This is a genomic window from Paenibacillus sp. sgz302114 (assembly GCF_056120345.1).
This window is the reverse complement of record NZ_JBVYOI010000001.1, coordinates 100,504-125,166: the sequence shown is the minus strand read 5'-3', so window position 1 is coordinate 125,166 and position 24,663 is coordinate 100,504. Positions and strand designations below refer to the sequence as shown.

27 protein-coding genes are annotated in these 24,663 nt (G+C 49.7%); 12 read left to right on the top strand and 15 right to left on the bottom strand.

Translation table 11 applies throughout. The annotated features are described in order from the left end of the window. Nucleotides 1-298: 298 nt before the first annotated feature. The 5 genes from AC0LWF_RS00575 to AC0LWF_RS00555 all read right to left on the bottom strand — a co-directional run bounded on the left by AC0LWF_RS00575 (nt 299) and on the right by AC0LWF_RS00555 (nt 5,636). Nucleotides 299-1,480: a trans-sulfuration enzyme family protein gene (locus AC0LWF_RS00575; RefSeq protein WP_474649637.1), complete on the bottom strand. Its 1,182-nt coding sequence runs from the start codon at nt 1,478-1,480 to the stop codon at nt 299-301. A 44-nt stretch (nt 1,481-1,524) separates the two neighbouring features. Next, the gene (locus AC0LWF_RS00570) at nt 1,525-2,352 is read right to left on the bottom strand and encodes a carbohydrate ABC transporter permease (RefSeq protein WP_474649636.1); all 828 of its coding nucleotides are present in this window, start codon (nt 2,350-2,352) and stop codon (nt 1,525-1,527) included. A 1-nt stretch (nt 2,353) separates the two neighbouring features. Next, nucleotides 2,354-3,289 carry a carbohydrate ABC transporter permease gene (locus tag AC0LWF_RS00565; protein ID WP_474649635.1) on the bottom strand — a complete coding sequence of 312 codons (936 nt, stop codon included), beginning with the start codon at nt 3,287-3,289 and terminating at the stop codon, nt 2,354-2,356. A gap of 62 nt (nt 3,290-3,351) precedes the next feature. Next, entirely contained in the window at nt 3,352-4,716 is a 1,365-nt protein-coding gene (locus AC0LWF_RS00560; RefSeq protein WP_474649634.1) for an ABC transporter substrate-binding protein, read from the bottom strand. A 239-nt stretch (nt 4,717-4,955) separates the two neighbouring features. Beyond that, nucleotides 4,956-5,636, bottom strand: coding sequence for a FadR/GntR family transcriptional regulator (locus AC0LWF_RS00555; protein ID WP_474649633.1), 681 nt, complete (start codon nt 5,634-5,636; stop codon nt 4,956-4,958). A gap of 209 nt (nt 5,637-5,845) precedes the next feature. On the opposite strand from AC0LWF_RS00555, the gene AC0LWF_RS00550 reads away from it, so the two are divergent. Further along, entirely contained in the window at nt 5,846-6,649 is an 804-nt protein-coding gene (locus AC0LWF_RS00550; protein ID WP_474649632.1) for an AraC family transcriptional regulator, read from the top strand. 177 nt (nt 6,650-6,826) lie between these two features. On the opposite strand, the gene AC0LWF_RS00545 is transcribed toward AC0LWF_RS00550, so the two are convergent. Further along, nucleotides 6,827-7,696 carry a phosphogluconate dehydrogenase C-terminal domain-containing protein gene (locus AC0LWF_RS00545; RefSeq protein ID WP_474649631.1) on the bottom strand — a complete coding sequence of 290 codons (870 nt, stop codon included), beginning with the start codon at nt 7,694-7,696 and terminating at the stop codon, nt 6,827-6,829. Nucleotides 7,697-7,859: 163 nt separating this feature from the next. Here AC0LWF_RS00545 and AC0LWF_RS00540 point away from each other — a divergent pair, with 163 nt between their 5' ends. Together AC0LWF_RS00540 and AC0LWF_RS00535 are read left to right on the top strand one after the other, a co-directional pair. Continuing rightward, nucleotides 7,860-8,720, top strand: a complete 861-nt coding sequence (locus AC0LWF_RS00540) for a sugar phosphate isomerase/epimerase family protein (RefSeq protein WP_474649630.1) — start codon at nt 7,860-7,862, stop codon at nt 8,718-8,720. Further along, the gene (locus tag AC0LWF_RS00535; protein WP_474649629.1) at nt 8,686-9,321 is read left to right on the top strand and encodes a GntR family transcriptional regulator; all 636 of its coding nucleotides are present in this window, start codon (nt 8,686-8,688) and stop codon (nt 9,319-9,321) included. Before AC0LWF_RS00540 ends, AC0LWF_RS00535 begins: the two co-directional genes overlap by 35 nt. A gap of 350 nt (nt 9,322-9,671) precedes the next feature. Here AC0LWF_RS00535 and AC0LWF_RS00530 read toward each other — a convergent pair whose 3' ends face one another. Beyond that, on the bottom strand, nt 9,672-10,505 hold the full coding sequence (locus tag AC0LWF_RS00530; protein WP_474649628.1) for a sugar phosphate isomerase/epimerase family protein: 834 nt from the start codon (nt 10,503-10,505) through the stop codon (nt 9,672-9,674). Nucleotides 10,506-10,627: 122 nt separating this feature from the next. On the opposite strand from AC0LWF_RS00530, the gene AC0LWF_RS00525 reads away from it, so the two are divergent. Continuing rightward, nucleotides 10,628-11,200, top strand: coding sequence for a DUF1349 domain-containing protein (locus tag AC0LWF_RS00525; RefSeq protein ID WP_474649627.1), 573 nt, complete (start codon nt 10,628-10,630; stop codon nt 11,198-11,200). A gap of 104 nt (nt 11,201-11,304) precedes the next feature. On the opposite strand, the gene AC0LWF_RS00520 is transcribed toward AC0LWF_RS00525, so the two are convergent. After that, nucleotides 11,305-11,619 carry a hypothetical protein gene (locus tag AC0LWF_RS00520; protein ID WP_474649626.1) on the bottom strand — a complete coding sequence of 105 codons (315 nt, stop codon included), beginning with the start codon at nt 11,617-11,619 and terminating at the stop codon, nt 11,305-11,307. Nucleotides 11,620-11,738: 119 nt separating this feature from the next. Between AC0LWF_RS00520 and AC0LWF_RS00515 the strand changes: the two genes are divergently transcribed. Genes AC0LWF_RS00515 through AC0LWF_RS00505 form a run of 3 tightly spaced genes read left to right on the top strand, consistent with a single transcriptional unit; the run spans nt 11,739 to nt 15,438 of the window. Continuing rightward, nucleotides 11,739-13,247, top strand: coding sequence for a spore germination protein (locus tag AC0LWF_RS00515; protein WP_474649625.1), 1,509 nt, complete (start codon nt 11,739-11,741; stop codon nt 13,245-13,247). Continuing rightward, nucleotides 13,244-14,335, top strand: coding sequence for a GerAB/ArcD/ProY family transporter (locus AC0LWF_RS00510; RefSeq protein ID WP_474649624.1), 1,092 nt, complete (start codon nt 13,244-13,246; stop codon nt 14,333-14,335). Before AC0LWF_RS00515 ends, AC0LWF_RS00510 begins: the two co-directional genes overlap by 4 nt. Beyond that, entirely contained in the window at nt 14,332-15,438 is a 1,107-nt protein-coding gene (locus tag AC0LWF_RS00505; RefSeq protein ID WP_474649623.1) for a Ger(x)C family spore germination protein, read from the top strand. Before AC0LWF_RS00510 ends, AC0LWF_RS00505 begins: the two co-directional genes overlap by 4 nt. A gap of 233 nt (nt 15,439-15,671) precedes the next feature. Here AC0LWF_RS00505 and phnW read toward each other — a convergent pair whose 3' ends face one another. From phnW to AC0LWF_RS00485, 4 genes are all read right to left on the bottom strand, one after another. Beyond that, nucleotides 15,672-16,838 carry a 2-aminoethylphosphonate--pyruvate transaminase gene (gene phnW, locus AC0LWF_RS00500; RefSeq protein WP_474650440.1) on the bottom strand — a complete coding sequence of 389 codons (1,167 nt, stop codon included), beginning with the start codon at nt 16,836-16,838 and terminating at the stop codon, nt 15,672-15,674. Continuing rightward, on the bottom strand, nt 16,838-17,635 hold the full coding sequence (gene phnX / locus AC0LWF_RS00495; protein ID WP_474649622.1) for a phosphonoacetaldehyde hydrolase: 798 nt from the start codon (nt 17,633-17,635) through the stop codon (nt 16,838-16,840). The genes phnW and phnX overlap by 1 nt, the downstream gene beginning before the upstream one ends. 271 nt (nt 17,636-17,906) lie before the next feature. Further along, entirely contained in the window at nt 17,907-18,659 is a 753-nt protein-coding gene (gene tatC, locus AC0LWF_RS00490; protein WP_474649621.1) for a twin-arginine translocase subunit TatC, read from the bottom strand. Beyond that, on the bottom strand, nt 18,656-18,886 hold the full coding sequence (locus AC0LWF_RS00485; RefSeq protein WP_474649620.1) for a MerR family transcriptional regulator: 231 nt from the start codon (nt 18,884-18,886) through the stop codon (nt 18,656-18,658). The genes tatC and AC0LWF_RS00485 overlap by 4 nt, the downstream gene beginning before the upstream one ends. A gap of 368 nt (nt 18,887-19,254) precedes the next feature. On the opposite strand from AC0LWF_RS00485, the gene AC0LWF_RS00480 reads away from it, so the two are divergent. The 3 genes from AC0LWF_RS00480 to AC0LWF_RS00470 are packed head-to-tail and all read left to right on the top strand — an operon-like array spanning nt 19,255 to nt 21,647. Further along, nucleotides 19,255-20,862 (top strand): flavin monoamine oxidase family protein, encoded by a 1,608-nt coding sequence (locus AC0LWF_RS00480; RefSeq protein ID WP_474649619.1) that lies wholly within the window; start codon nt 19,255-19,257, stop codon nt 20,860-20,862. 11 nt (nt 20,863-20,873) lie between these two features. Continuing rightward, nucleotides 20,874-21,437: a RidA family protein gene (locus AC0LWF_RS00475; protein WP_474649618.1), complete on the top strand. Its 564-nt coding sequence runs from the start codon at nt 20,874-20,876 to the stop codon at nt 21,435-21,437. A 21-nt stretch (nt 21,438-21,458) separates the two neighbouring features. Beyond that, nucleotides 21,459-21,647, top strand: coding sequence for a twin-arginine translocase TatA/TatE family subunit (locus AC0LWF_RS00470; RefSeq protein WP_474649617.1), 189 nt, complete (start codon nt 21,459-21,461; stop codon nt 21,645-21,647). A gap of 103 nt (nt 21,648-21,750) precedes the next feature. On the opposite strand, the gene AC0LWF_RS00465 is transcribed toward AC0LWF_RS00470, so the two are convergent. The 3 genes from AC0LWF_RS00465 to AC0LWF_RS00455 form a co-directional block, all read right to left on the bottom strand. Continuing rightward, nucleotides 21,751-22,167: a response regulator gene (locus AC0LWF_RS00465; RefSeq protein ID WP_474649616.1), complete on the bottom strand. Its 417-nt coding sequence runs from the start codon at nt 22,165-22,167 to the stop codon at nt 21,751-21,753. Nucleotides 22,168-22,441: 274 nt separating this feature from the next. After that, nucleotides 22,442-22,846 (bottom strand): YuzC family spore coat inner layer protein, encoded by a 405-nt coding sequence (locus AC0LWF_RS00460; RefSeq protein ID WP_474649615.1) that lies wholly within the window; start codon nt 22,844-22,846, stop codon nt 22,442-22,444. Nucleotides 22,847-22,943: 97 nt separating this feature from the next. Continuing rightward, nucleotides 22,944-23,336, bottom strand: a complete 393-nt coding sequence (locus tag AC0LWF_RS00455; RefSeq protein WP_474649614.1) for a RidA family protein — start codon at nt 23,334-23,336, stop codon at nt 22,944-22,946. 148 nt (nt 23,337-23,484) lie between these two features. Between AC0LWF_RS00455 and AC0LWF_RS00450 the strand changes: the two genes are divergently transcribed. Together AC0LWF_RS00450 and AC0LWF_RS00445 are read left to right on the top strand one after the other, a co-directional pair. Beyond that, nucleotides 23,485-24,075 carry a dienelactone hydrolase family protein gene (locus AC0LWF_RS00450; protein ID WP_474649613.1) on the top strand — a complete coding sequence of 197 codons (591 nt, stop codon included), beginning with the start codon at nt 23,485-23,487 and terminating at the stop codon, nt 24,073-24,075. 65 nt (nt 24,076-24,140) lie between these two features. Then, the gene (locus AC0LWF_RS00445; protein ID WP_474649612.1) at nt 24,141-24,626 is read left to right on the top strand and encodes a pyridoxamine 5'-phosphate oxidase family protein; all 486 of its coding nucleotides are present in this window, start codon (nt 24,141-24,143) and stop codon (nt 24,624-24,626) included. The last annotated feature ends 37 nt before the right edge of the window (nt 24,627-24,663 follow it).

The following is a 24,663-nucleotide window of genomic DNA, read 5'->3' as shown; positions in this document are numbered from 1 at the left end:
CTAATAGACCCGCTTCCTTCACCATTTTTCCCCACTTTATGTGGGATTTCGACTTCCTACCGCCATTATATGTAAAACGCGAATATACTTCAATTACTAAATTGCTAGAAGCCTCTACTAGGGCTAAAATCGCATAAAAAAAGCAGCCAAGCGGGATATATGCCACTCTCTGCCAGAGTTTTAGTCTATAGCTGCCCATAAAAAAAACGGACAAACGAGCGCGGGTGCAGCTTAAGCTGCTTGAACCCGCACAAGTTTTCCGAATTATCCATAATAAAAGCCTTTAGTCTATCGTTCGTTAAACACGATCCAGCGAAGCGCTTGCCGCCACTTCCTGCCATGTTTCCTGCATATCTCGAATCAAATCATCCGGACTTTCAAGTCCAACATACATGCGGACGATCGTTCTGACTTCGCCGTTAACGTCGGTGTTGCGCCCCACAGTCACAAGGCTCTCGTAGCCGCCCCAGCTGACTGCAATTTTGAAGAGCTTAAGCTTGGATGCCCACGCTTTAAGCCGTTCGATTGGCTGTTTGCTCTCGAAGGAGAATAAGCTGCTGTATCCTTTAAGCTGCTTCTTCGCCAGCTCATGCTGCGGGTGTGATGGCAACCCAGGATGATACACACGCTCCACGAAGGGGCTTGTTTCAAGCCAGTTAGCAACCTTCAGCCCACTCGCTTGGCAGCGCTCCATACGTACAGGCAGCGTACGCAAGCCGCGAAGCACCAACGAAGCGGTGTGCGCCGTCATTATGCCGCCAAAGAGCATATATTCATCGTAGCTGATCGGATTCATCAGCTCGCTTGAGCCCATAACGACCCCGCCTAGCGCATCGCTATGACCCGCAATATACTTCGTAATAGAATGGACGACGAGATCGATGCCATACTCCAGCGGATTCTGAAAGATTGGTGTCGCCCACGTATTATCGATAATCGTACGCGCTCCGATCGCCTTAGCGAGATTCGCGCACTGCTTCAAATCGATCAGCTCGAACATTTGGGAGCTTGGGCTTTCCAAATAAATGAGCTTCGTATTTGGCTGAACCGCTTCTTGAACGGCTTCGAAACGGCTGCCCTCAACGAATGAAGCTTCCACGCCGAAGCGCTTCAAATACTGACCAATCACTTGTTTCGCCGGACCGTATGCATTGCTGACGCAAACGATATGATCTCCTGCATTCACCGATGAGAAGATCGCTGCGCTGATGGCAGCCATCCCCGAAGCGAAGCAGCGTGCGGCTTCAGCGCCTTCCAACATGGCTAGCTTTCCTTCAAGAAACTCTACCGTCGGGTTGTTGCCGCGCGAATAGATATGATTGCCTAGCATTTCTTCGAATGCGTGCTCAAACTGCTGATACGTATCGAAAGCGAACAGACTGTTCTGGTACACGGGAATTTGAATCGCGCCATGGTGGCGGCCATCAAACTCATCATGCGATATCGCCGTGTACATCTGCTCCAAAGTTAGTTTCGTCATAATTGTAGCTCTCCTTGCTATCCTCGATCGAATGTATCCTTACGTTAACCTTTTTCTGCACCTTGCGTCAGTCCTTCTACGATAAAGCGCTGCGCGATTGCAAACACGATAATTGTAGGAATAACGGACATAACGGTACCTGCCGACATTGCGCCCCAGTCGATGTCAAACTTCATAACGAACCCGTTCATCGCAACCGGTAGCGTCTGGCTCGATTCGCTGTCAATGAACATAACGGCCATAATAAGCTCGTTCCAGTTGTTTACGAAGGCAAAGATGAACGTTGCAGCAATACCAGGCAGCATGACCGGAATAATGACACGGAACAATGCAGTAATTCGGGAACATCCGTCAATCATTGCCGCTTCCTCCAAGCTCGAAGGAATGCGCTGGAAGAACCCTCTAAGCATGATCGTTGAGAATGGGATGCTTCCTACTGTATAAATAAGCACGAGTGATGATAAATGATTCGTTAAATGCATACCTGACATCATTTTATAAAGCACGATAAGTGCTCCAATACCTGGAAGCATTTGAGTCAGGAAGAACCCGAACATAATTTGCTTGTGACCTTTGAACTTAAACCGTGCAAGTACATAGCCGCTTAAGATCGAGATCAGAATAACGAGAGCCGCCGCGCCGATGGATACGATCAAGCTGTTGAAGATGTATACGCCAAAGTTAGAGAACTCAAACAGCTTCTTATAGTTCGCTAGTGTCAATGTTTCCGGCCAGTAATGAAGCGGAAAGCTGAAAATTTGTTTCTGCGGCTTCAAGGAAGTAATGATGATCCAATAAAGTGGAAACAACATTATGACAGCATGAAGCGTCAAGTATAAGACTTTAGCACTTAATAACAGCTTCTTCTGCATCTTAGAAGTCCCCCGCTTTCTCGGATTTTGTCGCAAACAGATAGAAGATCGTGTAGAGCATCAGCATGAGCATCATAACGATACCTACTGCCGAACCAAGACCATATTCGCCGTTACCAAACACTTTGGAGAGCATGAATGAGGAGACGATATGTGTCATGCCTGCAGGTCCACCGTTCGTCATCGAGTAAATCAGTGTAGGATCGCTGAAAATCCAAATGACCCTGAGCAAAGTAGTCGTTATGATCGTAGGCATGATATAGGGAATGATAACGTTAAACAATTTACGCAGCCAGCCTGCTCCGTCGATATCGGCAGCTTCGAACAGTTCGCCAGGTATCGATTGCAATGCTGCGAGCAGCATAATTGCGAAAAATGCTATACCGTACCATACATTTGCGCTGATTACGGAGAACATCGCCCAGTGCGGATCGGACAAGAATCCGATACGTTCCTTAATAAGTCCAGAGCGAATCAATAGATCGTTTACGACACCGATTTGGGAATTGTAAAGCCATTTGAAAATCAAACCGATAAGAAAGCCGGAAAGCGCCCAGGAATAGAATACAAGACCTTGATAGATGCCTCTGCCTTTGAAAGGCTTATTCAATACGAGAGCAAGAATAAATCCAAGAATAAATTGTGCGACTAAGGAGTAAAACACCCATTTCAAGCTGTTTTTCAAAGCTGTAATGAATTGGTTATCATGGAATATCGTTCTAAAGTTATCTAAACCGATAAACTTGACGTTCTTCACATTCATCAAATTGTAATCTTGGAACGCAAGAGTTATACCGCGAACAACGGGATAATAAGTAAAGGTTAGAACTAGAATAATTACAGGGAGCAAACAGAGCCAAATAAACCACAGTTGTGATGAGAATCTGGTTTTCTTTCCCTTATTCTCCGTCGAACCAGATGAGACTTTCGTTTCCATTAATTAACCCTCCTTATTAAAAAAAGGTGATGGACAGCGGGAGCCACCCATCACCAAAAGCATTACTTCGCGAATTTAGCTTTTTGGTCTTGCCAGTATTTATCCAAGATTTTAAGCGTATCTTCAGTCGATGCTTGATCAAGGAGCCAAGCTTGCGTGTTCTTCATGACAACATCGCCGTAGTCTCCGGATTGGTAGGTGTAGTTCGGTTTAAGCGGAATATAATCTTCCGGCTTCGTGTTCATTTCAAGCAATGTTGCATATGGACCTTCTTGGAAGAACGGATCTTCAGCTGCGGAAGAGTGGATCGGCAGCAAGCCGAATGCTTTACAGAAAGCAGTGTTTTCTGCAGGGCTCGACAGGAACGAGATCAGCTTCCAAGCTTCTTCTTTATGTTCGGAGAAGGAAGTCATGCCCCAACCAGCCGCACCAATGCCATAGAACGTTTTACCAGTAGGACCTACAGGCAAGAATGTAGAAGCCCAAGTTCCTTTTTCCATCTTCTCATTCAGAACGCCGATAACGTCCGGATCTTGCATCAACATTGCCGTTACGCCGGAAGTAAACGCTTGTACTTGCTCAGCGAAGCCCCAGTTGATGGAGTCAGCAGGCGCTGTTTCTTTGAAGATTTTCTTGTAAAGCTCGAATCCTGCCACCGCTTCAGGCGAACCGAACATTGTTGTTTTGCCGTCTTTCAGGAAGCGGCCATCAGCTTCATCCAAATTCGCGCCGTTGTAGCTTTGTGCAATGGCATCGATATAGCCTGAGCCGCCAGCGCCGCCACGGAACGAGAAGCCGTAATGGTTCTTGCTTGGATCAGTCAGCTTCTTACCTGCAGTGTAAACGTCTTCCCATGTTTTCGGTGCTGCAAGGCCAGCTGCATCGAACCAGTCTTTGCGGTAGAACATTTGACGCTCGTACATACCGTTTGCGATAAAATACGGCTTATCAGCGATCGAAGCTACTGTCTTAGCAGCTTGAGAAACGGTAGCATAATCCGCCCATTTAGCTGCATATGGCTCAAGGTTTTCAACATATCCGTTTGTAACATCTTCATTAATTGTCTGGTCACGCACTTCAAGGACGTCAAGGTTCTCGCCTGTGCTTAGCATTGTACGGATCTTATTGTCCGCTTGATCGAATGGCGGCGAGATAAGCTCAACTGTAATACCAGGGTTCGCATCTTCGAAACGTTTAATCGATTGTTTCAGAAGATCCGTACGAGCAGGACTCGTCAAGCTCTCAATCATGCGAAGCTTAACCGCTTCTTGCTTACCACCTGCGTTGTTGGTTTGTGCTGCATTGTTCGTACTTGCAGTATTAGAAGAATCATTGCTGTTGTTGCTTCCGCACGCAGAAAGCATGCCTGCCAACACTGTGGTCGCGAGACCGAGATACAAATACTTCGACTTTTTAGTTACCCCCATGAGAAACCCTCCACTTTCAATTTTGATCGATGAACTGGGCAATCTTTGGCGATCTTTGCGTAATCGCTTACGCGCCGATCATGGAATGAAACGTAATTCGTCTTTCGATTCTGAATATTTGTACAACTCTTTCTAAAAAATGAACCCCTGCATCTCGTACATGTATCACACAGTCATCCTGTCTGATAGGTTGATTATAGTTGAAAGCGCTTTACAGTGTCAACAAGAAAAAATGTGTATTATTTTGCGCTCTTTATTATCGCCTCGATGCAGTCCATCAGCTTATTGAACTCTTCCATCGCGACTGTTGTATCATGTGCGGCAATGCCGGCAAACATCGTACGATGGAACGGGTATGTCTCATCAAACAGCGCCTTGTCGCCAAGCGGATCATTGAAGAACTTCTCATAGAGGCCGGAAATCGAGTCCAATACCGTCTCCAATATCGGGTTCTTAGCCGCTTTAATAATATGACGGTGGAACGTCAAATCGACTTTGGACGTATCTTTATTCGCTTCCTTCAGAATGCGGTATTCCTCCAGGCACTCCTCAACCTCCTTGATCTGCTTGCTTGTAATCCGCTCGGAAGCAAGCGCTACAGCTTGTCCCTCCAGCGCTCTGCGCACCTCAAGAATGTTCAGCAGGAAATGACGTTCACGCTCGATCTTCACTTTGCCAGTGAAGCGGAATGTGTTCACATCCTTCACGAAGATGCCCTTCCCATTATGGACTTCAATAATGTCCATCGCTTCCAAGTAGCGAAGCGCCTCGCGCAGCGACGAACGTCCTACACCGAACATATTCGTCATTTCTTCAACAGATGGCAGTTTGTCCCCTTCAGAAAGTTCATGCTCCTGGATGAAGTTTTGAATCTCTTGCGATACTTGCTCATGCACCAATATCTTCTGAATTTTCCCCATGAATCCGGCCTCATCCCTTCGCCTTGCTACCTATCTGATAGGTACATAGTAAGCGACGGAAAGTTGCTATGTCAACTGGAATCATCATGACTAGACGATCATTGCTTTAAACGGACCTTTCGCATATTATTGGAAAAGAAAGCGTTTTATAACGATCTGGTTACAATGTTATACGAAGTGCATTTTTTATGCAAAGGGGAATTGTACCCATGCGATTGAAGTTCGAATTTCTGTACCGCTCACTTCGGGCTAAACAGACCTATATCTCCCATCATACTCATCATTGTTATGAGATCGTCTACTATATAAACGGCAATGGGAGTACGGAGATCGGCGATACGAAGCATCACTTCGGCGCGGGAAGCTTCTGCCTCATTCGTCCGGGAACGCTGCACGATGAACGCCGAATTCAAGATACTGACGTCATCTTTGTCGGCTTCACCTGCGAAGAAGATTCGCTCGAGCTGCAGGAAGGCATATTCCAGGACAAGGATTCTACGATCCTGTCGCTGCTTGAAGCGCTCTATGACGAATACACGAGCAAGAAGACGCATTACTCGATTATGCTCGACTATATGATTGGCAGACTTGCGGTGGAATTATCGAGGCAGAAGCATGAGCTGTGGTCGATGCGCACCGGAGGGAAGAAGCTGGTCACTTTCCAGCGATACATTGATAACCACTTCCATGAGAAGCTTAACCTTAGTGTCATGGCGGAAAACTTCGGCTACAGCTATGACCGATTCCGTCATCTATTCAAAGAGGAATTCGGCGTTTCGCCACAGCAATACGTGCTTATGAAACGGATAGCAAATAGCTGCGAGCTGCTTGTGAAGACAGATCTCTCTGTGCTCGATATCTCAGGCCGCTCCGGCTTCTCGACAGACGCCCAGTTCTGCAAGCTGTTCAAGCGCGAGACCGGAGAATCGCCGAGGCAATACCGGGCAGGCAGACGGACAATGCCTGATGAGCTTAGCGCCAGCCAAGGTGGAACGCGCGAAGCCGTCCATTGACAGCTTTGCGCGTTTCATTCCAGATATGACCAAATTAATTTATAGATGTGAAACTTATCAATTTTTTGAAACTAAAAAAGCGGCTGGATTCTGGAAAAAAGCATCATGCGATGCTCCTCCCCGTCCAGCCGCTTTCTCATTATTTTCATTTCCCCGGAAATATCCGGTCCCCTTACGCTAGAGCTGTACGGCAGGCTTCTCGTCTAGATGGAGCATTAGCCGCAGCACCTCATCGAGCGATTCCTTCGTAAATACTTGCTTCCAATCCGGCTTGAATATCTTCTCGTAGCCGTATTCAATCGCAACCTTCGCCGCATCCGAGAACGGATTGACGTTGTTGAACGCAATCGCAAGCGGAATCTGGATATGCCCGAGCATGAAGGCACGAGCGGCTGCTTCAGGAACGCCCATTCGGATGACCTCGTCCATCGCTTCTTTCATAATACATGCCGCGGCTGCGGCAACAACCTCCGCAGCGGCCGGCTCCAGCAGCGCCATCTGCTCTACTGTAATTCGGTGACAGCTTGTTACCGGCGCAAACATCCGAATACAGATCTGCTCCGCCTGATCGTAGAGGTCTTGCCGTCCTTGATGCAGCGCTATGACGATATCCTGCTTCGCCGCTATGCCGCCGAACATATCTTTGCGCGCCTCCGGCGTATCCTGCTCCTCGAATAAGGCAGGATGGCAAGGATGGGTAACGACGAAGGTGCAGTCGTTACGCAGCGCCACTTGATTCGCGTAAGCCGCTGCCGGGTCTAGCACGATAACCGTCGTATTCGGGCGCAGCTTCGGCACAATAAGCTCCGAGAGCGGCCCAATGACGGCGTCCGGCACCGCCAAAATCACGAAGTCCGCTTCCGCTAATGCTTGCTCATTCGGCGTTATGTCGAGTCCTCGCTCAGCAATACGAGCTTTGCCAGTTTCCGATAGTTCACATAGCAGCAGCCGGTAGTCAGCCGTCTTCAAGTTATCGGTAATTCGGCAGCCCATTTTCCCGCCTGCTCCTATAAGCGCGATTGTCGCTTGCTCTGTTGGACCACTCATGATACCCGCTCCTTCTCGAATATTCGGATGATAATTAAAGCATAACGGATCAGGTTAAAGCTATCAATACAAATTGTATACATTTCATATATATTTATTGCTCTTCCACGAAAATGCTGCTATTCTAGCATCACAAAGCGCCATGCCAAGGAGGAAAGTTACGATGAAACTCGGACTTAGCTCGTTTACATTAACATGGTCAGTAGGGGTTCCCGGTTATGAGATGCCATGCGAGCCGCTCACGGCAGAGGAATTGATTCAACTCACTCATAGCCACGGCCTTCGGCTGCTGCAAATCGCCGATAACCTGCCGCTTCACACGAAGACAGAAGCCGAGCTCGCACATATCAAGCAAACAGCTGAAGCCTATGAGGTAACAATCGAGGTCGGCACAAGAGGCACCGAGCCCAGTAATCTGCTCGCCTACCTTGCCATCGCCCGCACCTTTGGCTCTCCTATCGTCCGAACGATTATTACGACACCAGATCTGCCCGCGGCTGAGCTTCAGCTGCGCGAAGTACTGCCCGCCTATGAAGGCGCAGGCGTAACGCTTGCGATCGAAAATCATGGTATGCATACGACTAGGCAGCTGGTACAATTATTTGAAAGTATCGCCTCGACTTATGTCGGCTGCTGCCTCGATACGGTCAATTCCTTCGGTGCATTAGAGAATCCAGAGACGGTTATTGATCGTCTCGTGCCATATCTCGTCAATTTGCATATTAAAGATTTTGACATTCAGCGGGTCGATCATCAGATGGGTTATACCATTCTCGGAACACCTGCAGGCGCCGGCAAGCTGAATATCGGTTACTTGATGGACCGAATCGCTCAGCACGGGAAAGGCGCGGCAAGCGCAATACTTGAGTTATGGACACCTTATACCGCATCAGTCGCAGACTCGATTGCGCTAGAGCAGCGATGGATGGATGAGAGTATCGCCTGCCTTACGAATAGCGGTTATTTTAGAGAAGATGGGGTTAATCATTATGGCACCAGTAACGCTGAAAGAGAAAGCGTATGAGCAGCTTCGCGCACTCCTTATGGAAGGAACGATCAGCAACAACGATCAGCTGACCGAGAAATATCTCGTCGAGCTGCTGCAGATGAGCCGTACGCCGATTAGGTCTGCGCTGGAGAAGCTTGCTGCCGAGGGGCTGCTGAACATCGCGCCGAACAAAGGGCTTAGCCTGCCTGGGCTGTCGCTGCAGCGAGTCGCTGATTTCTTCGACTTTCGCATCGCGATCGAGGGCCATATCGTGCATAAGCTGGCGAGCCGCAAGCTGTCTCCGAATGAGATCGCTTGGTTCAGGGAGAACCTTCGCATTCAGGAGCAAACAGCCGCGCAGCATGATTATCTGGCGTTCACGCACGCAGATTCCGAATTTCACCGGAGGCTCGCGCTCGTCTATGAGAACGAGGAAATGGTACAAATGATGAACAATTTGCAGGATCGGCTGTTCCAGCTGGCACTCAAGGTGCTGCGCAAAGACAATAACCGAATTCAAAACTCGTACCGCGATCACCTCGAAATCTTCGAGCTCATTCTTAGCGGAGATGCCGATGAGGCGAAGCGGCGGATTGTTGAGCACTTGGAATACGCAGCTCGTATTCTGGTGCTCTGATCAATATAGCAAAACACCTGCAGCATTATTTGCTGCAGGTGTTTTTCGTGCGATAAAGCTCATCATTATAGTGGAAAATCGTTACTACTTAGGTCAGAGCAGTTGGGCAGAGCGCGCTATACAGAGTTCTCCCCAGCCCGCTCAGCCCCTCCCCTCCCCTCCCCTCAACAAACTCAGGAGGCGTTATTCGAGCAAATTTTGCGGGTTTGATAGTTTAACGAACTCAGGTAACGTTATTCCGCGCATTCGAGCCATTCTGGCGGCAAAATCGAGGCAATAACGTGACCCCCGTTCATTAACCGATTTAACCAGCCGAAATCGGCTAAATAAGCGCTATACGATTCGTTCGCTCACTGAATCCGAACCCCAACCTCCCCCGCCACACTACGGATATAGCTCGCCGCGAGCTGATAATCGGCTTCGCTCTCCAGGTGCTCAAGCATGAGCGGCATATCCGGATGCAGCTTCCCTAACTGACGCACATACTGCGCGTAATCAAGCTTGCCAAGACCTGGCCTAGCCTCATCGAGATGAACGGTCATCTGCTGGCTCATCGTGATGTCCTTCGCATGACAGCTGCGAATATGCGGGCCAAGCTTCGTGAAGCAGTGCTCGATCAGCGCGCCGTTCCCATAATAAAGCTGTGGGCTCGCAATCAAGTTGACAGGATCAAGGTGAACGGCGAATGCCCGCCGGTCGATCGCTTCAATCAGCCTCACATAGCTCTCTACCGAGTCGGGGTACATCCATGACATCATCTCGAGCGTGTAATACGTCCGCTCTGGCTGCACATGATCGATGATCGCTCGCACCGTATCAACGATGAGCGCGAAGGTGTCATCCGTTAAATTCGCGGGGTCATGCCCGTCCCACTGTTCGCCGCGCGAGCCTGCAATATTGACGCAGCAGCGCGCTCCTGCCAGCTCCGCAGCCTCCAGTTTGTTCTTGCAGAAGCGGATCGCCCGCTCCCTTGTCTCTGGATCGGAGCTGAGCGGATTGCTCCATGCGCCTACCTCCGCAATTAAGAGGTTGGCCTTACTTGCTTCTCTCACATAATCTTGAATGAGCGCGGCATCATCGAAATCCGGTAAATAGGCCGCCGAGTACCGCCGTTCTGCGTGTGCCCGAACCCATTGCTCCGGGTCAAGCTTGCCGCCATGCAGGATAGGTCCGCCAAGTCTCATGCCTCAAACATCCTTTCGGTTTGATTTTCGTAAAGCCCTCCCACACTAAAGAAGGAGTAACCGCGAGCAAAGAGAATGTCTACTACTATGACGTACACTTGAATACGAGGAGAGCGTGAACGATGAATGTATTCAGCCGCGCGAACGCGCATGCATTAAGCTGGATTAACGAGCCAGCCCATTGGACCTGCACCGAACAAGAAGGCCTTCTCGTGGAGGCTCCGCCAAATGCCGATTACTATCAAGACCCTGCTGGCAAACATATTGTTAGCTCAGCCCCGTTCCTGCAGCTAACAGCCAGCAACAGCTTCGAGCTCACAACGCAAGTAAGTGTTCAGATGAAGCATAAATACGATTCGGGCTGTCTCATGGTGATGGCGGATGACCGCAATTGGGCGAAGCTATGCTTCGAGTACAACGGGCGCTATCCGGCTATTGTGTCAGTCGTGACCATTGATGGCGTATCAGATGATTGCAATTCGGAGCGTGTGGATGTGGAGAAACCATTCTTGCGAATTGTGCGACAAGCAAATTGTATAACCTTCTCTTACTCTGTCGATGGCGAAGCATGGGAGCAGATTCGCTATTTCGGCATGAAGCTGCAAGACGAATGCCGCGCGGGTGTCGTTGCTCAATCTCCTCAAGGGACGGGCTGCACCGTAAAGTTTGATTTTCTGACGATGACAAGTGGGTGACTCAATGATTCTCTAGATTAGTTCCCCATTCACATGCATTTTCCTGCCGTAAAATGGAAAAAAGGCTGCCGGATCCTCGCCCCGTCAGCCTTTCGCCTCATACACTAGCCTTCCTCGATATCTGCCCCGAGATCGCCTGCGACCTCCATCATCCGCGAGATGACTGCATCATTGCTGCCCGACACGTAGATGTCTCTCTCATAATGACGGAACGGAATCTGCACGTTCTCGTAGTGCCACATGAAGAAATCCCCCGGAATGGTCATTGTCGTACCATCTGCTCCCGACACCTTTAACTCAGGCGCATATGTAAAATCAGACTGTGTCTCAAAATAAACCAAGCATGTTTCCAGCGTAATCGGCTGACGATCACTCTCATGCTCTCGATACTCTCTTGTAATCCGGTAACGTTTGCTCATATTGCAAGCTGCCTCCATCCAATAAACATATGGGTCTAGTATACCACGATCCCAAACATAATTCCGACACCGCTTGGTTACAATAAAGGAAATGATTGACTATCGGCGGTGAAGCAAACGTGTTCAAGATCAAGCATAGAAGCCAGAAGCCGAAGCAAGATGCGTCTCCCGCAGCGGAGCTGAATTCTGCCGCTCTCGATCAGCAGCTCGCACAAATTCAGCAGTATATGTCGGATACCGAGGATCTCAAGATCCAGAAGCTGTCCTTATTCGGGCATCCCTATGCCGTCTTGTACATTGAAGCGCTCACGAAGCTTTCGACTATTCAAACAAGTGTAATCGAACCTCTCGTTACAGCACCTGAAGGTGTTTTGGACTCGCAGCTATTCCATTCAGCCGATGCCAAGAAGTCATCCAATCTGCTGCACATCGGTCAATTTCTGCTGGAGGGCTACTGCGTAATCATCAAGGAAATGGACTCCATGGCAGTCCTGCTGCCGGCAGTACAGTCCCATGCCAGGTCGATTCAAGAGCCCAAGGACGAGCAAGTCATCAAAGGCTCGCATGACGGCTTCATCGAAGAATTAAATACGAACCTTTACCTGCTTCGTACACGTCTGAGAAGTCCGCGCTTAAGGGTCAAATACTTTACTTTCGGCAGCATGACCAATACGAAGGTTGCAATGGTCTACATGGAGAAACTCGCCGAACCTAAGCTCGTGGCAGAATGCGAGAAGCGATTGAGCTCCATCTCACTTGAGTACTTGAATTCGGTGAGCAACCTGGACGAAATGCTGGAGGAGCATCCTTTCTCACCATTTCCGCAAACACTGCAGACGGAAAGGCCGGACCGGGCGGTATCCTATTTGCTCGAAGGCAAAATAACATTAATAGCAGACGGCACGCCAAACGCGCTCATTCTGCCTAGTACATTCTTCTCGTTCTACCAGTCGCCGGACGATTACAACAGCCGCTGGATTACCGGTTCGTTCTTCCGGTTTATCCGCTTAATCAGTTTTATTCTCGCTATCTGCCTACCGGCGATCTATATCGCGACGGTCTCGTATCATTCCGAAGTGCTCCCGATCGGCATTCTTTATTCCGTCAAAGTATCGCTGACCTATGTTCCGCTGCAACCAATATTAGAAGCGATTTTGATGCAGACCATTCTGGAGCTGCTCAAGGAGGCGGCCATTCGGCTGCCTTCACCGATCGCTCAGACGATCGGCATTGTCGGCGGCCTCGTCATTGGTACAGCTGTCGTTGAAGCAAAATTAGTGTCCCATACGATGATCGTCGTTATCGGACTTACAGCGATCGCCTCTTTCGTCACGCCAATTAATGAATTCGGCACCAGCTTGCGTATATTAGGCTTTCCAATGATGCTGGCCGCCTCGTTGTTCGGCTTCTTCGGCATCGCCATCATGCTCATGCTGATCTTTATTCACCTGTGCAAGCTCGAAACATTAGGCGTCCCCTATTTCGCGCCATTCGGCCCCTTTCAGGGGAAAGAGAATTTCAAGGATGTATTCTTAAGATTGCCGCTCTGGATGACGAATAAGAATTCGCGAAATTCAAAGTACGGGCTCGTTAAGCAGACTTTGTTCGGAAGGTGGAAACGCCCTTGAACGCGAACTCGACGATTACGAGCACCCAGCTGTTCTTTCTCATTGTCAAAACTCAGATTGGCATCGGCCTGTTATCTCTTCCATCAGAAATTCAACATTCCGCCCAAGGGGATTCCTGGGTCTCCGTACTGCTCGCAGGCGCTGTCATTCAGCTTCTGCTGCTCGTCTATTGGCGGCTGCTTAAGAAGTTTCACGGCGCCAACTTGAGTCAAATTATTACGCACTTACTAGGACGTTACGCGGGGAAAGCGCTGAACCTGATCTACTATGTATTTTTCGTAGCGATAATTGCTTATGCCAGCAACTTGTATGTGCGGCTCGTTCAAGAGTGGATGCTCGCACTCACTCCGGGATGGATACTGCTTGCGCTCATTATTGGGACGAGTCTCTATTTGGCTTATGATAACTTGCGCGTCATCGGCAGATTTTTTGTATTCGCATCCGTGCTGTTCGCGGTGCTCATTTTTATCAGTTTTTTAACCCTTACAAATGAACTGCATCTGTCATATGTATTGCCCATCGGACAGTCCGGCTTCATACCGATTCTGGAAGGCAGCGAGCGAACGTTCTTCTCGATGCTCGGATTTGAAGTGAGCCTCTACTTCGTAGCACATGTCCAAAAAGACCATAATGGCGGAATCGCAGTGATGTCGCTCAGCAATCTGTTTGTAACGATTTTCTACACGTATTTCGTCTTTATTTGCCAAATCGGAATAAGCCCTGGCGCATTAACGCAAGTGAATGAGCCGGTATTGTTTATATTGAAAGGACTGTCGTACCAGCTCTTCGACCGGATTGACCTCATCTTCTTGACGATTTGGATCATTCCGATGACCGCTACGCTTGTCTCCTATCTTGCTATATCTGGAAAAAGCTTGACGTTAAAGCAGTCTGCTTACCGCAAGCTTGTCGTATTCAGCGGGGTGAGCGCGTTTGTATGGGGCTGGTATTTGTCGACGATGGAGAACCTGGATGAATTCAGCAAGTGGCTGGAATATGGCTATCTGATCATGATTGCTGCGGTGCCGCTGCTGCTATGGCTAACGTCTTTTCTCGTTAAAACGAACGTAAAGGTTGAATCCACATGAGCCGCCGGATCGCGAGCATCGTCTGCACGCTGTTCATCTGCTTATCCTTAAGCGCCTGCTGGGACAGCCAGCTGTTAACGAACAAGAAGATTGTAAACGGAATCAGCTTCGATGCGGCGGACAACGGGCAATTGCTAGGTTCCGTTAGAACCGTCATTCTAGAGAGCAAAGGCGGCGGGCAGTTTGATGTAAAAGATGAGTTCAGGCAAGCGGTAGGCCCTTCAGCTTCCATCGTTGCCACGAAAATTGACAACATGCTCCCCGGTACTATTGAATTCAGCAAAACTCACATCATTATTATTAGCGACAAGCTGGCGAAGAAAGGCATCCTCCTTCCGCTCGAGCCCTTTTTCCGCAACCCTAAAGGCTACTTGATGTCGCATCTTCTCATTAGTACAGGAAAGGCTTCTAAGATTTTGGGCTTCAAAAAAATCGAGAATAACCCTGTTGCTTTCGGCATAAAACAAATTCTCGACGGAGCCGAGCGCGCAACATTAGCAAAGGACCAAACACTCTATTCGGTTTGGAACAACGTATATGATCCCGGAGACGATTTGATCGTTCCCGTGGTCCACGAAATAAACGGTTCTGCGTTAGTGGTTGACGGGATCGCACTCATGCAAGGCAGCCGCTACAGCGGTGTCTCGTTGACGGGTGAAGATGCGACGATGCTGCTGCTAATGAGCGGTATGTTCGGCAAGTTTGCCCATCTCAACTTTCCCGAAGGGCAGAATGTCATCACATTCCAAGTACGCAAAATAAAACAGAAGCTGGACGTCCGTGTAAACAAGCTTACCTCTGCCGTCGAATGTAAAGTAAAGCTCGATCTGTATGGCTCCATTCAAAGTGATCCAAGCATGCTCGGAAGAGCACACGACACGGAGCAGCTAAGAAAGAAGTTATCTGCAGCGGCTAACGCACAAGCAGCGTCAACCATCCGCAAAATGCTGCAAGCGAACTGCGACGCCCTTGGCATCGGAAGAAAGGTGAGCGTACGCTACCCTGGGCTGTGGAAGAAGATGAATTGGAAGGAAACGTATAAGGAAACGACTGTGAAGCCGGATATTCACATCCATATTCGGAGCACGGGAATCATCGGCTAAGATGGGCTAAAATAGGCTAAAAGAGAAGAGCGATCACCTATACTGACCTGGGGTCAGGGGGGATCGCTCTTTTTTTGGGGGTCATACATAGTCGTTACTCCGCAACCATCCAGTTCAATCGCTGCTTCTCCATCGCATATGACCAGCTGTCCGGGAACGGTTTTTCACTCTCTCATCTCTGGTAAGCCGGTTTCGATCCTCGAGAGAGGCTTTATCCTCTCTCAATGATCCGTTCACCAAAAGCATTCATCCTCGATAACTTGCAGCAACTTCGCGATGTCTTCCCGATACACCTCACCGATGTTGCCTATGCGGAACGTATCAGCAGCGCTGATCTTGCCCGGGTAGATGACGAAGCCCGCTGCTTTCAGCCGAGTGTACAGCTCCTCGAAGCTGAACCGTTCGCTCTGCGGATAGTAGAACGCGGTGATGAATGGCGACTGCACCTTGCTCTGCAGCAGCGGACAAAAGCCTAGCTGCCTCATGCCGTTTACGAGCAGCTCCTGGTTCGCTGTATATCGCTGGTGGCGTGCAGCGACGCCGCCTTCTCGCTCCAACTCGCGCAGAGCTTGATCGAATGCGCGAACGACATGCGTCGGCGAAGTGAACCGCCACTTGCCGTTCCCCTTCTCCATCGCCGACCATTGGCCGAACAGGTCGAGCGAAAGCGAACGTGCTTGCCCAGCGCAGCAGGCAAGCGCCTCGGTGCGGGCAATGATGAAGCCGAAGCCCGGCACGCCTTGAATGCACTTGTTGGCGCTGCTGATTAAGTAATCAATCTGCAGCTCATGCACGTCGAACGGGATGCCGCCGAAGCTGCTCATCGCATCGACAATGATCGTCTTGCCATGTGCTTTCGCAATAGCAGCGACAACCGCGACCGGGTTCAGCATGCCCGTCGTCGTCTCGCAGTGAACGATTGCCACATGCGTAATGTCTGCTTCTTCTTGCAGGCGCTGCTCTACATCGGCCGCTCGAGCCTGCTCGGTCTCGCCGAATTCGAGTACCGAGGACGCGATGCCATAGACGCTCGCCATCTGGGCAATTCGGTTTCCGTAAGCGCCATTAGTGAGCACGAGCAGCTTGCCGTCACGCGGGATGACCGTGCCGATCACCGACTCCACGCAGAAGGTGCCGCTGCCCTGCATCAGAACAGCTGTGTATCGCTCCGGCGTATTCGTCGCCAAGTGAACGAGCCGGCTGCGGATGCTTTGTACAAGCCCGTTGTAATCGTTATCCCACGTGCACCAGTCGCGAAGCATTGCTTCTTTGACCGTCTCTGAGGTTGTGAGCGGGCCCGGTGTAAGTAACAAGTACGGACGCTTTGAGTTATTCGCGTTTGTGTTTGTGCGCGCTGCTTGCTCGCGGTCTGCGTCGCCAAGCGCATCTGTGCTGTTCATCATGGACGCTCTCCCTGTTCTAATCGCACATTAATACGAGTGATGATCTGATCCAGCTCACCTATAGACTCCGCGATATAATGCGCGCCCGCTGCAGTCAGCCGCACTGCGACTGCTTTTTTGCGGCTATCTAATTCCCCCGGCTCGCAAGCTTCCACCTCTGCCTCCGACATGCCGAGCTCGCTGCTGCCGAGAATCACGCCAACCGTCCAGCACCCTGCATGAACTCCTTCTTGCATATCGCTGATGGTATCGCCAGCTTTCACAATATGGTGCATCGGATAAACGCCTAGCAGCTCTGCATTACGGTAAATCATCCACGGATACGGACGGCCAGCAGCCGCCTCATCCGGCGTGACGAGCGAATCTGGCGCATAGCCTTGAGCCGCTGCGCTCTTACTCACAATATCCATCATCGGGCGAGTGTAGCCCGTCGTCGAGCCGATGACAATACCTTGCTCACGCAGTCTAGCTGTGAGGTCGACCGCGCCTGGCACAGGAGTTGCATATTCGTCCAGAGTGCTGAACAGCATCGGCTCGAAGTCTGCATAGAGCGCATCAATATCAGCCTCCGTAGGCATGTTGCCGAACTTGCTTTCCCAAAGCGCAGCAATCCGCTCCATACGGCACATAGCTTGAATATGATCGCGCTTCAGCATCCCCATCGGACCGCGAGCTTCTTCTACAGTAACTTCAATACCACGGCGGGCAAATACGTCCACAAATACATGCAGTGGCGCAAAACAACCATAATCCACCATCGTGCCTGCCCAGTCGAGCATAACTGCTTTTATCATCCATGATCTCTCCCTTATCCGCTGCGGATATCGCCATCGAGCAACCTTCGCCGCTGACTTGATGTTCCCCTTCTTCATAAACGCTGTCTCGATGATGTTATCCTCAGTGTATATTCAAAATGTAACACCAGCATCGATTCCACGTAAAGAAATTGCATTTAATTGTTTTCATTTGGTTTTTGTTGGTTTCTCGGATTTGATCTTCATTATCCGCACACAAAAAGAACCGAACTCCAATCGGAGCCCAGTTCTTCTGTAACTCTATTGCCTGCTACGCGCCTGAAGCTTCGACCATAGCTGCTCCTCTTCTCCGTCCATACACGATGCGGGACAGCAATACGCTCACCTCGTAAAGCACAACGAGCGGAATAAACACCATCATATGAGAGATCAGCTCTGGCGGGGAGATCAGACTTGCCACGATCACGAGCACCAGATACGCATAACGCCGCATTTTATGAAGCACCTGAGGAGTCAGCACGCCGATCTTTGTCAGAAACATCACAACAACAGGTAGCTCAAAGGCAATGGCAAGCGGAATAATAATACTGAACATGAAGCCGAAATATTGCGCAACCCCGTAAGTCTCCACCAGCTGCAAGCTCTTGGTAATCTTTGTTGTAAAGGCAAAGCTCATCGGGTATACGATAAAATATCCGAACGCGAGGCCTAGTAGAAAGCATATCACGCTGTACGGAACGTAACGCAACGCCGCAGCACGTTCTTCGGGATGCAGCCCGACACGTACGAAGCCCCATAATTGATAGAGGATGAAAGGCAATGAGATCGCTAGCGCGAATACAAACGCAATCGTCATGTACATTCGAATGCCGTCCCACGGAGAGAAGACATTCCAGGTCATATCTGCGGCTGGCGGGACGCTTTTCAAATAATGCAGCACCTTGGGTGACAGGTACAACCCAGCGCCAAGCGACAGCAGCAGCACCGCAAGGCTTCGCCAAATCCTCCGTCGCAAATCCGTCAAATGGGAGATGAGCGTCATCGTCTCTTCCACTCGGCTCATTCGCAGCACACCCATCCGCCCTTGCGAAGCTCGAAGGTATGAAATCCATCTCGCAGCTTCCCGTGAATCTCTTTCACTTTCTCTACATCATCAAACGAATACTTACGCGCGCCGCCTTTCGATCGTACCGGAAAAACCAATTGCTTCTCCTCGTAGTACCGAATTTGCCTTTCCGATAAACCTGTCAAGTCGCATACAGTTCCAATGCTCATCACCTTGGCATGCATCGTTTAAACGGCCTCCCCTCGTGCGTATCGTAGTCGAGAGACGAGTTTTATGTCATGAAACCTAACACAAACTCTTCTTGATTCGAAATGATATCAGCATGTCACAGATTTTTCAATGGGACTGAACACCCAGAACCGTAGCTAATATGGTAATTTATACCTCTTTCTTCTAATGAAATCCAGTCAAAAACCGTTGTAGTGGCGCGCGATTTCAGCTATTTCAGTTTCACTCAATTCACATTATTTATCGCATATATAAAATTTATTGATGTTAGACTTTCTGACAAAATATTAGATTTGTTCAAAAATTCCATGTTACATTTCTCCACAGAGACGGACACCTGGTCCACCAAAGGAGCTGAAGAAGCATGGAGACGAAAGAAACACCAAATGAAGTATCACGCCGCCAATTTCTGACGACAGTCGGCAGAGTCGGCGGGACCGCTGCCTTATTCAGTGTTATGGGCACGATGGGGCTGTTCACGCCGCAAACGATGAAGGCCGCGGAATATACGCCGCCTTCTAGCTGGGACCTTAAAGGCACGAGCCGTTCCGGCAAGAAGATCGTCATTCTCGGCGCTGGTCTCGCCGGTCTGACCGCCGCCTACGAGCTCGGCAAAGCCGGCTACGATTGCACGATTCTCGAAGCCCGTGCCCGCACTGGCGGACGGAACTGGTCGGTACGACGCGGCACGACCGTTACCGAGGTCGGCGGGCAGAAGCAGGTTGCCCGCTTCGATGACGGCCATTATTTGAATGCCGGCTGTATGCGCATTCCTCAGTTCCATGTCACGATGGAATATTGCCGTGAATTCGGCATTCAGATGGAGCCGTTCAATAACTTGAACGAGAGCGCCTACTACTACAACGACAACGTGCCAAGCACGCTCTCGAACACACCTGTCCGTAAACGAGCGGCGAAGGCCGATGCGAAAGGCTATATTAGCGAGTTGCTGGCAAAGGCGATTAACCAGCCGGGACTTGATCTGCCAGTTACGCCAGAGGAGAAGGAGAAGATTGTCGCCTACCTCCGTTCCGAAGGCAATCTGGACGCCGACTTGTTCTACAAAGGCTCCTCGCGAGGCGGCTACAAAGACGAACCGGGCTCGCGCCTCGACGCAGGCGTCATTCGAGATCCGTTCGACATGAAGGCGATCATTAACTCCGGCTTCGCGAACTACTTCAGCAGTGAATACGAGTACGACCAGCAAATGATGATGTTCCACCCCGTCGGCGGCATCGACGCGATTCCGAAGGCGTTCGAGAAACGGCTCGGCAACCGCATTAAGCACAACATGGAAGTGACCGAGATCAAGCATGTCAACGATAAGGTGCAAGTTTCCTACACTGATCTGCTGAGCGGGGAAGCGAAGCAGATCGAAGGCGACTTCTGCATCTGCACCATTCCGCTGTCCGTGCTGAAGACGATCAAGCACGACCTGTCGCAGGAGATGACGAAGGCGATCAACAATACGAACTACGCGAACGCCGGCAAGATTGGCCTGCAGTTCAAGCGCCGGTTCTGGGAGGAGGACGACCTCATCTTCGGCGGCAACACGCTTACGAATATGGATATCTCGTCCATCTACTACCCGCCGACCAACTATTTTGCCAAGAAAGGCTTGCTGCTCGGCTACTATGCCTTTGGCTCCAAGGCGGACAAACTCGGCGCGCTATCCTTCAAGGATCGCGAAGCGCTCGCCCTTGCTCAAGGCTCCAAAATTCATCCGCAATATTACAACGAATTCGAGTCGTCCTTCTCCGTCAACTGGAAAACAATCAAATACAACATGGGCAGCTGGGTTTCGTACTCTGCTGACGACCGGAAGACGAATTATCCGGTGCTCTGCAAGCCTGACCGCCGCGTCTACCTCGCCGGCGAGCATATTAGCTACATTACGGCCTGGATGGCAGGCGCAATCGAATCCGCGCGTGAGGTCGTTACCGACATCCACGAGCGCGTCATGAAAGAATAGGAGGGAGAAGAATGAACATGAAACTATCTCGTAAAATTAAAATCACCATCGGAGCAGTCGTTATCTCTTCTCTAGCCGCTACCGCTACTGTGTATGCCGCTATCACGCCGAATAAATTGCCGCTTACTCCCATTTATGAACCGGAATTCTATGGCAGTCCGTCATCTTCAATCGCAAGCGCGGTTGCTCTGCCCGCGAGTGCAGCTACTTTCTCGACGAGCGGTACGACGCCTTCCGTCATTAATAAAGATGGCAAAACCATCTATGAACGCTACGGAGACACCGAAGCGCAGGGAACCAGCATTTTGCAGAACATTGAGAAGCAGCTGAAGGAGCAAGGGCTCACCATGAAGGATGTCATCTACCTTCGTGTCTACATTGCCCCGGACGCAGCGAAGGAAGGCAAGTTCGACTATGACGGCTGGTTCAAGGCGTATGCCAAGTACTTCAACACGAAGACCAATCCGACGAAGACCGCCCGCTCTACTGTCGGCGTAGCAGGTCTTGTAAGTCCAGATTGGCTGATCGAGATCGAAGCCGTTGCCGCTTACCCAAGCCAGCATAACCAAGACTAATTTCTAAAGGAGATGATCCGCATGCTGCAAAATATTGGTTTGCCAGGACTAATGATGATTCTAGTTGTCGTTCTTATCATATTCGGACCTTCCAAGCTCCCTGAGCTAGGCCGTGCGGTCGGTCGCACGCTGCATGAGTTCAAAACCTCCGCTAAGGAGCTCGTCTCCGACACGAAGGATGAGGTTTCGGAGAATAATCATAAGGTTTGATAGCAAAGCAAAAAAGCGTGCAGCCGCACGCTTTTTTTGTTGGTTGGCTTCAAGAACGCATTTGGCGTTTCCGTTAAACAGCCCCTTATTGGGAACGAAACTCTTACTGTTCAGAGCGCCGGATTACCTTCTGAAGCACGTTATATAGCTCTCTTGGAGCGAACGACTTGGACATGCAAGCATTCATGCCTGCCTCCCGCACCTGTTCCTTGACTTCTTCAATCGCCTCGGCTGTTACTGCTATAATCAGCGTTTCCCGTCCGCTCTCATTCGCACGAATGAATCTTGCTGCTTCATAGCCATCCATTATTGGCATTTGCAGGTCCATCAATATAGCATCATACCGCTTGGAAGCAGCCTTATGAACCGCTTCCTCGCCATGATTCGCAATGTCAACTTCCATCCCCATGTCCGTAAGTATAGTCTTCATGACCTCTTGAATGATTTCATTATCTTCGACTAAGAGGATATGCGCTGGATTGAGGCTAAGGAATGGCGGCGAGTTGGATATCAAATTCATTTTGCTCCCCCTTTGTTGTTCTCATTATAGTAACGAGGCATGCTCCTGTATAATACATAAACCGACATGTAATATAGCTTCAAATCTATGAAAAATAATCCTCTTATTCGCGCATGCTTTATATATCATACATACAGATTTTCTACGTTTTCATAAGGAGGCACCGTCACGCGGAAATCCTTCAGCTGCGATACTTTCTAGTATTTCTCCAAGCTGAACTGGTAAATAGAAAGAAGCGTGCGAGATTCGCACGCTTCTTCTTATGTCCAAACACTCACCAGCACAAGGACATGCGGATGGAAAAACAAGCAGATTGGTCCGCGGGATTGAACGTCATGATCAACCCTTCCGGCGAATAAGCGAGGCCGAACGGAGTCTTCACACCAGCCGACTGGATCAAGCTTACAACCTTGCTATGCTCGCTCTTTGACGCAGCTTCCTTAATGTTCCTCGCTAAATCAGCGCTTTGCGACAGTTGTGTCAGCAGATGATACATCTCAAGCGTTGGCACCATGAATTGATTCGCGGAATGTTTAAACCGTGTGACGTCAGACGGGTCCGGCGTTGTCGGTGCCCGGTATGGAGTAAGCCAATAGGGGCGAAACCCATTGGCATTCTGCTCAGGCTGCGGGTACCCGTAACCATAATAAGGATGTATAGCGTTCTCCCTCTTTCCCACGAAAAAAGCACGTGCGTTTCTTACAGCTCCAATAGTATATGGCCCACTGTCTTCAACCGTTCCGCGCAAAAAAGGGCCCCACCGCTTAATCTTAAACTTATCCTCTACTGCGCGTCTGCGGCGCATATGCGACGCAATCGACTTCAATCAGATAATCGCCAATTCCGCTCACAACAGTCGTTCGAGCGGGATAGGGTTGATTAAACAGCTCTGCATATGTTTTATTGTAAGCTGGCAAATCCTCAGACTTGCTCAAATGGACATCCATTTTCACAATGTGATCGAGCGTTAGCCCCACTGTCTTCAGTATTATTTCGATGTTCGCAATCGTTTGTTTCGTCTGTTCCTCAATGGTGTTCCCTGCGATTTCACGGGTATCCGGGAATACACCAACCTGCCCAGCTACATACACGAAGTCACCTGCGATCACTGCGTGTGAGAACGGCAATGGGAATTGTGGCGCTTGTTCGGACCAAATGGCTTTGGACATTATCATTATTCCTCCCTCTGTTGGCAAGACGATTCGCGGCATGGAAGAAATTGCCGACGATTTCACATTAGCATAACGAAGTGGACAATGACTAGCCGATCCTGCTATCTTAGAGGATAAAAATTGTTCAGCTACAGGAGGCCACGCTATGCTGCATATACGAAACGGCTCAGATACCGCGATTATCGTCTTGCATGAAATATACGGAATCAACGCCCATATGGCGTTCATTTGCAACGAGTTAGCAGGCTTCGGTCTTGATGTGTGCTGCCCGAATCTATTAAATCGGGCAGCGCCATTCGCCTACTCAGAGGAGGAGGAAGCTTATGCCCACTTCATGCAGGAGGTTGGATTTACAGGAGCTGCCGCTTCGGTTCGACGGCTGTTATCGGAGATTGGGGGAGCCTACCACCGCGTTATTCTGGTCGGCTTCAGCATCGGAGCAACGATCGCTTGGGCTTGCAGCGAAGAACCGTCTGTTGGAGGCATCGTCGGATATTATGGATCTCGTATCCGAAGCTATATGGAAGTGTCGCCCGCTTCCCCGGCACTACTGTTCTTCCCACAAGAGGAAGCGTCCTTCCAAATAGATGATTTAATTGTTGCTCTGAGTTGTAAGCCCAACGTCGAGGTACATAAGCTCGATGGACAGCATGGATTCGGCGACCCTTATTCTGCGAAGTATAACGAAACATCGGCAGCCGAAGCGCTTCGGCGTCTGCGGCAGTTCCTTGCATGAATACTGGATTAGCTGCATGGAAATAATAACCTTCGGTTAATAATTAAGAAAAGGAGATCAAATAGATGGATTCCAATTCGAATACGAAGGATATCGAAACGGTTCGAGATCTGATTAAAGACATCGGCACCGCTATGCTGACAACCGTTTCCGATGAGGGGCTCGTTTCACGCCCTATGAAAACGCAAGAGGTCGAGTTTGACGGAAACCTCTGGTTCCTCACCAAGAAGGATACCGGTAAATTCCATGAATTGCTTCACAATCGGCAGGTCAATGTTGCATATGCGGGTAAAGCATTCGTCTCCATTCGAGGAGAAGCCGAGCTCGTAGAGAGCATTGAGAAGCTTAAACAATTTTGGAGTCCTGCTTATGAACAGCTGCTAGAGACTACCTATGACGATCCAAACCTCGTTCTCATTAAAGTAAAGGCCGAAACAGCCGAGTATTGGGATACAGGCAATAAATTTAAGATGGCTAAGTTCTTATTCAATAGACTGTTAGGCAAAAATACGGAAGGCACAGATCTCAATCGGATCGTGGAATTGAAATAAGAGCATCCCTAAAAAAAAAAAAAAGCCGCCCCACACC

Excerpts from the sequence above, each read along its gene's own strand:
- AC0LWF_RS00550 (WP_474649632.1), top strand. The coding sequence starts at position 5,846 with ATGCGATTGAAGTTCGAATTTCTGTACCGCTCACTTCGGGCTAAACAG.
- AC0LWF_RS00555 (WP_474649633.1), bottom strand. The coding sequence starts at position 5,636 with ATGGGGAAAATTCAGAAGATATTGGTGCATGAGCAAGTATCGCAAGAG.
- AC0LWF_RS00560 (WP_474649634.1), bottom strand. The coding sequence starts at position 4,716 with ATGGGGGTAACTAAAAAGTCGAAGTATTTGTATCTCGGTCTCGCGACC.
- tatC (WP_474649621.1), bottom strand. The coding sequence starts at position 18,659 with ATGAGCCGAGTGGAAGAGACGATGACGCTCATCTCCCATTTGACGGAT.
- AC0LWF_RS00535 (WP_474649629.1), top strand. The coding sequence starts at position 8,686 with ATGGCACCAGTAACGCTGAAAGAGAAAGCGTATGAGCAGCTTCGCGCA.
- AC0LWF_RS00485 (WP_474649620.1), bottom strand. The coding sequence starts at position 18,886 with ATGCATGCCAAGGTGATGAGCATTGGAACTGTATGCGACTTGACAGGT.
- AC0LWF_RS00565 (WP_474649635.1), bottom strand. The coding sequence starts at position 3,289 with ATGGAAACGAAAGTCTCATCTGGTTCGACGGAGAATAAGGGAAAGAAA.
- AC0LWF_RS00520 (WP_474649626.1), bottom strand. The coding sequence starts at position 11,619 with ATGAGCAAACGTTACCGGATTACAAGAGAGTATCGAGAGCATGAGAGT.
- AC0LWF_RS00525 (WP_474649627.1), top strand. The coding sequence starts at position 10,628 with ATGAATGTATTCAGCCGCGCGAACGCGCATGCATTAAGCTGGATTAAC.
- AC0LWF_RS00480 (WP_474649619.1), top strand. The coding sequence starts at position 19,255 with ATGGAGACGAAAGAAACACCAAATGAAGTATCACGCCGCCAATTTCTG.
- AC0LWF_RS00545 (WP_474649631.1), bottom strand. The coding sequence starts at position 7,696 with ATGAGTGGTCCAACAGAGCAAGCGACAATCGCGCTTATAGGAGCAGGC.
- phnX (WP_474649622.1), bottom strand. The coding sequence starts at position 17,635 with ATGATAAAAGCAGTTATGCTCGACTGGGCAGGCACGATGGTGGATTAT.
- AC0LWF_RS00530 (WP_474649628.1), bottom strand. The coding sequence starts at position 10,505 with ATGAGACTTGGCGGACCTATCCTGCATGGCGGCAAGCTTGACCCGGAG.
- AC0LWF_RS00470 (WP_474649617.1), top strand. The coding sequence starts at position 21,459 with ATGCTGCAAAATATTGGTTTGCCAGGACTAATGATGATTCTAGTTGTC.
- AC0LWF_RS00455 (WP_474649614.1), bottom strand. The coding sequence starts at position 23,336 with ATGTCCAAAGCCATTTGGTCCGAACAAGCGCCACAATTCCCATTGCCG.
- AC0LWF_RS00570 (WP_474649636.1), bottom strand. The coding sequence starts at position 2,352 with ATGCAGAAGAAGCTGTTATTAAGTGCTAAAGTCTTATACTTGACGCTT.
- phnW (WP_474650440.1), bottom strand. The coding sequence starts at position 16,838 with ATGAACAGCACAGATGCGCTTGGCGACGCAGACCGCGAGCAAGCAGCG.
- AC0LWF_RS00450 (WP_474649613.1), top strand. The coding sequence starts at position 23,485 with ATGCTGCATATACGAAACGGCTCAGATACCGCGATTATCGTCTTGCAT.
- AC0LWF_RS00445 (WP_474649612.1), top strand. The coding sequence starts at position 24,141 with ATGGATTCCAATTCGAATACGAAGGATATCGAAACGGTTCGAGATCTG.
- AC0LWF_RS00575 (WP_474649637.1), bottom strand. The coding sequence starts at position 1,480 with ATGACGAAACTAACTTTGGAGCAGATGTACACGGCGATATCGCATGAT.
- AC0LWF_RS00505 (WP_474649623.1), top strand. The coding sequence starts at position 14,332 with ATGAGCCGCCGGATCGCGAGCATCGTCTGCACGCTGTTCATCTGCTTA.
- AC0LWF_RS00540 (WP_474649630.1), top strand. The coding sequence starts at position 7,860 with ATGAAACTCGGACTTAGCTCGTTTACATTAACATGGTCAGTAGGGGTT.
- AC0LWF_RS00465 (WP_474649616.1), bottom strand. The coding sequence starts at position 22,167 with ATGAATTTGATATCCAACTCGCCGCCATTCCTTAGCCTCAATCCAGCG.
- AC0LWF_RS00475 (WP_474649618.1), top strand. The coding sequence starts at position 20,874 with ATGAACATGAAACTATCTCGTAAAATTAAAATCACCATCGGAGCAGTC.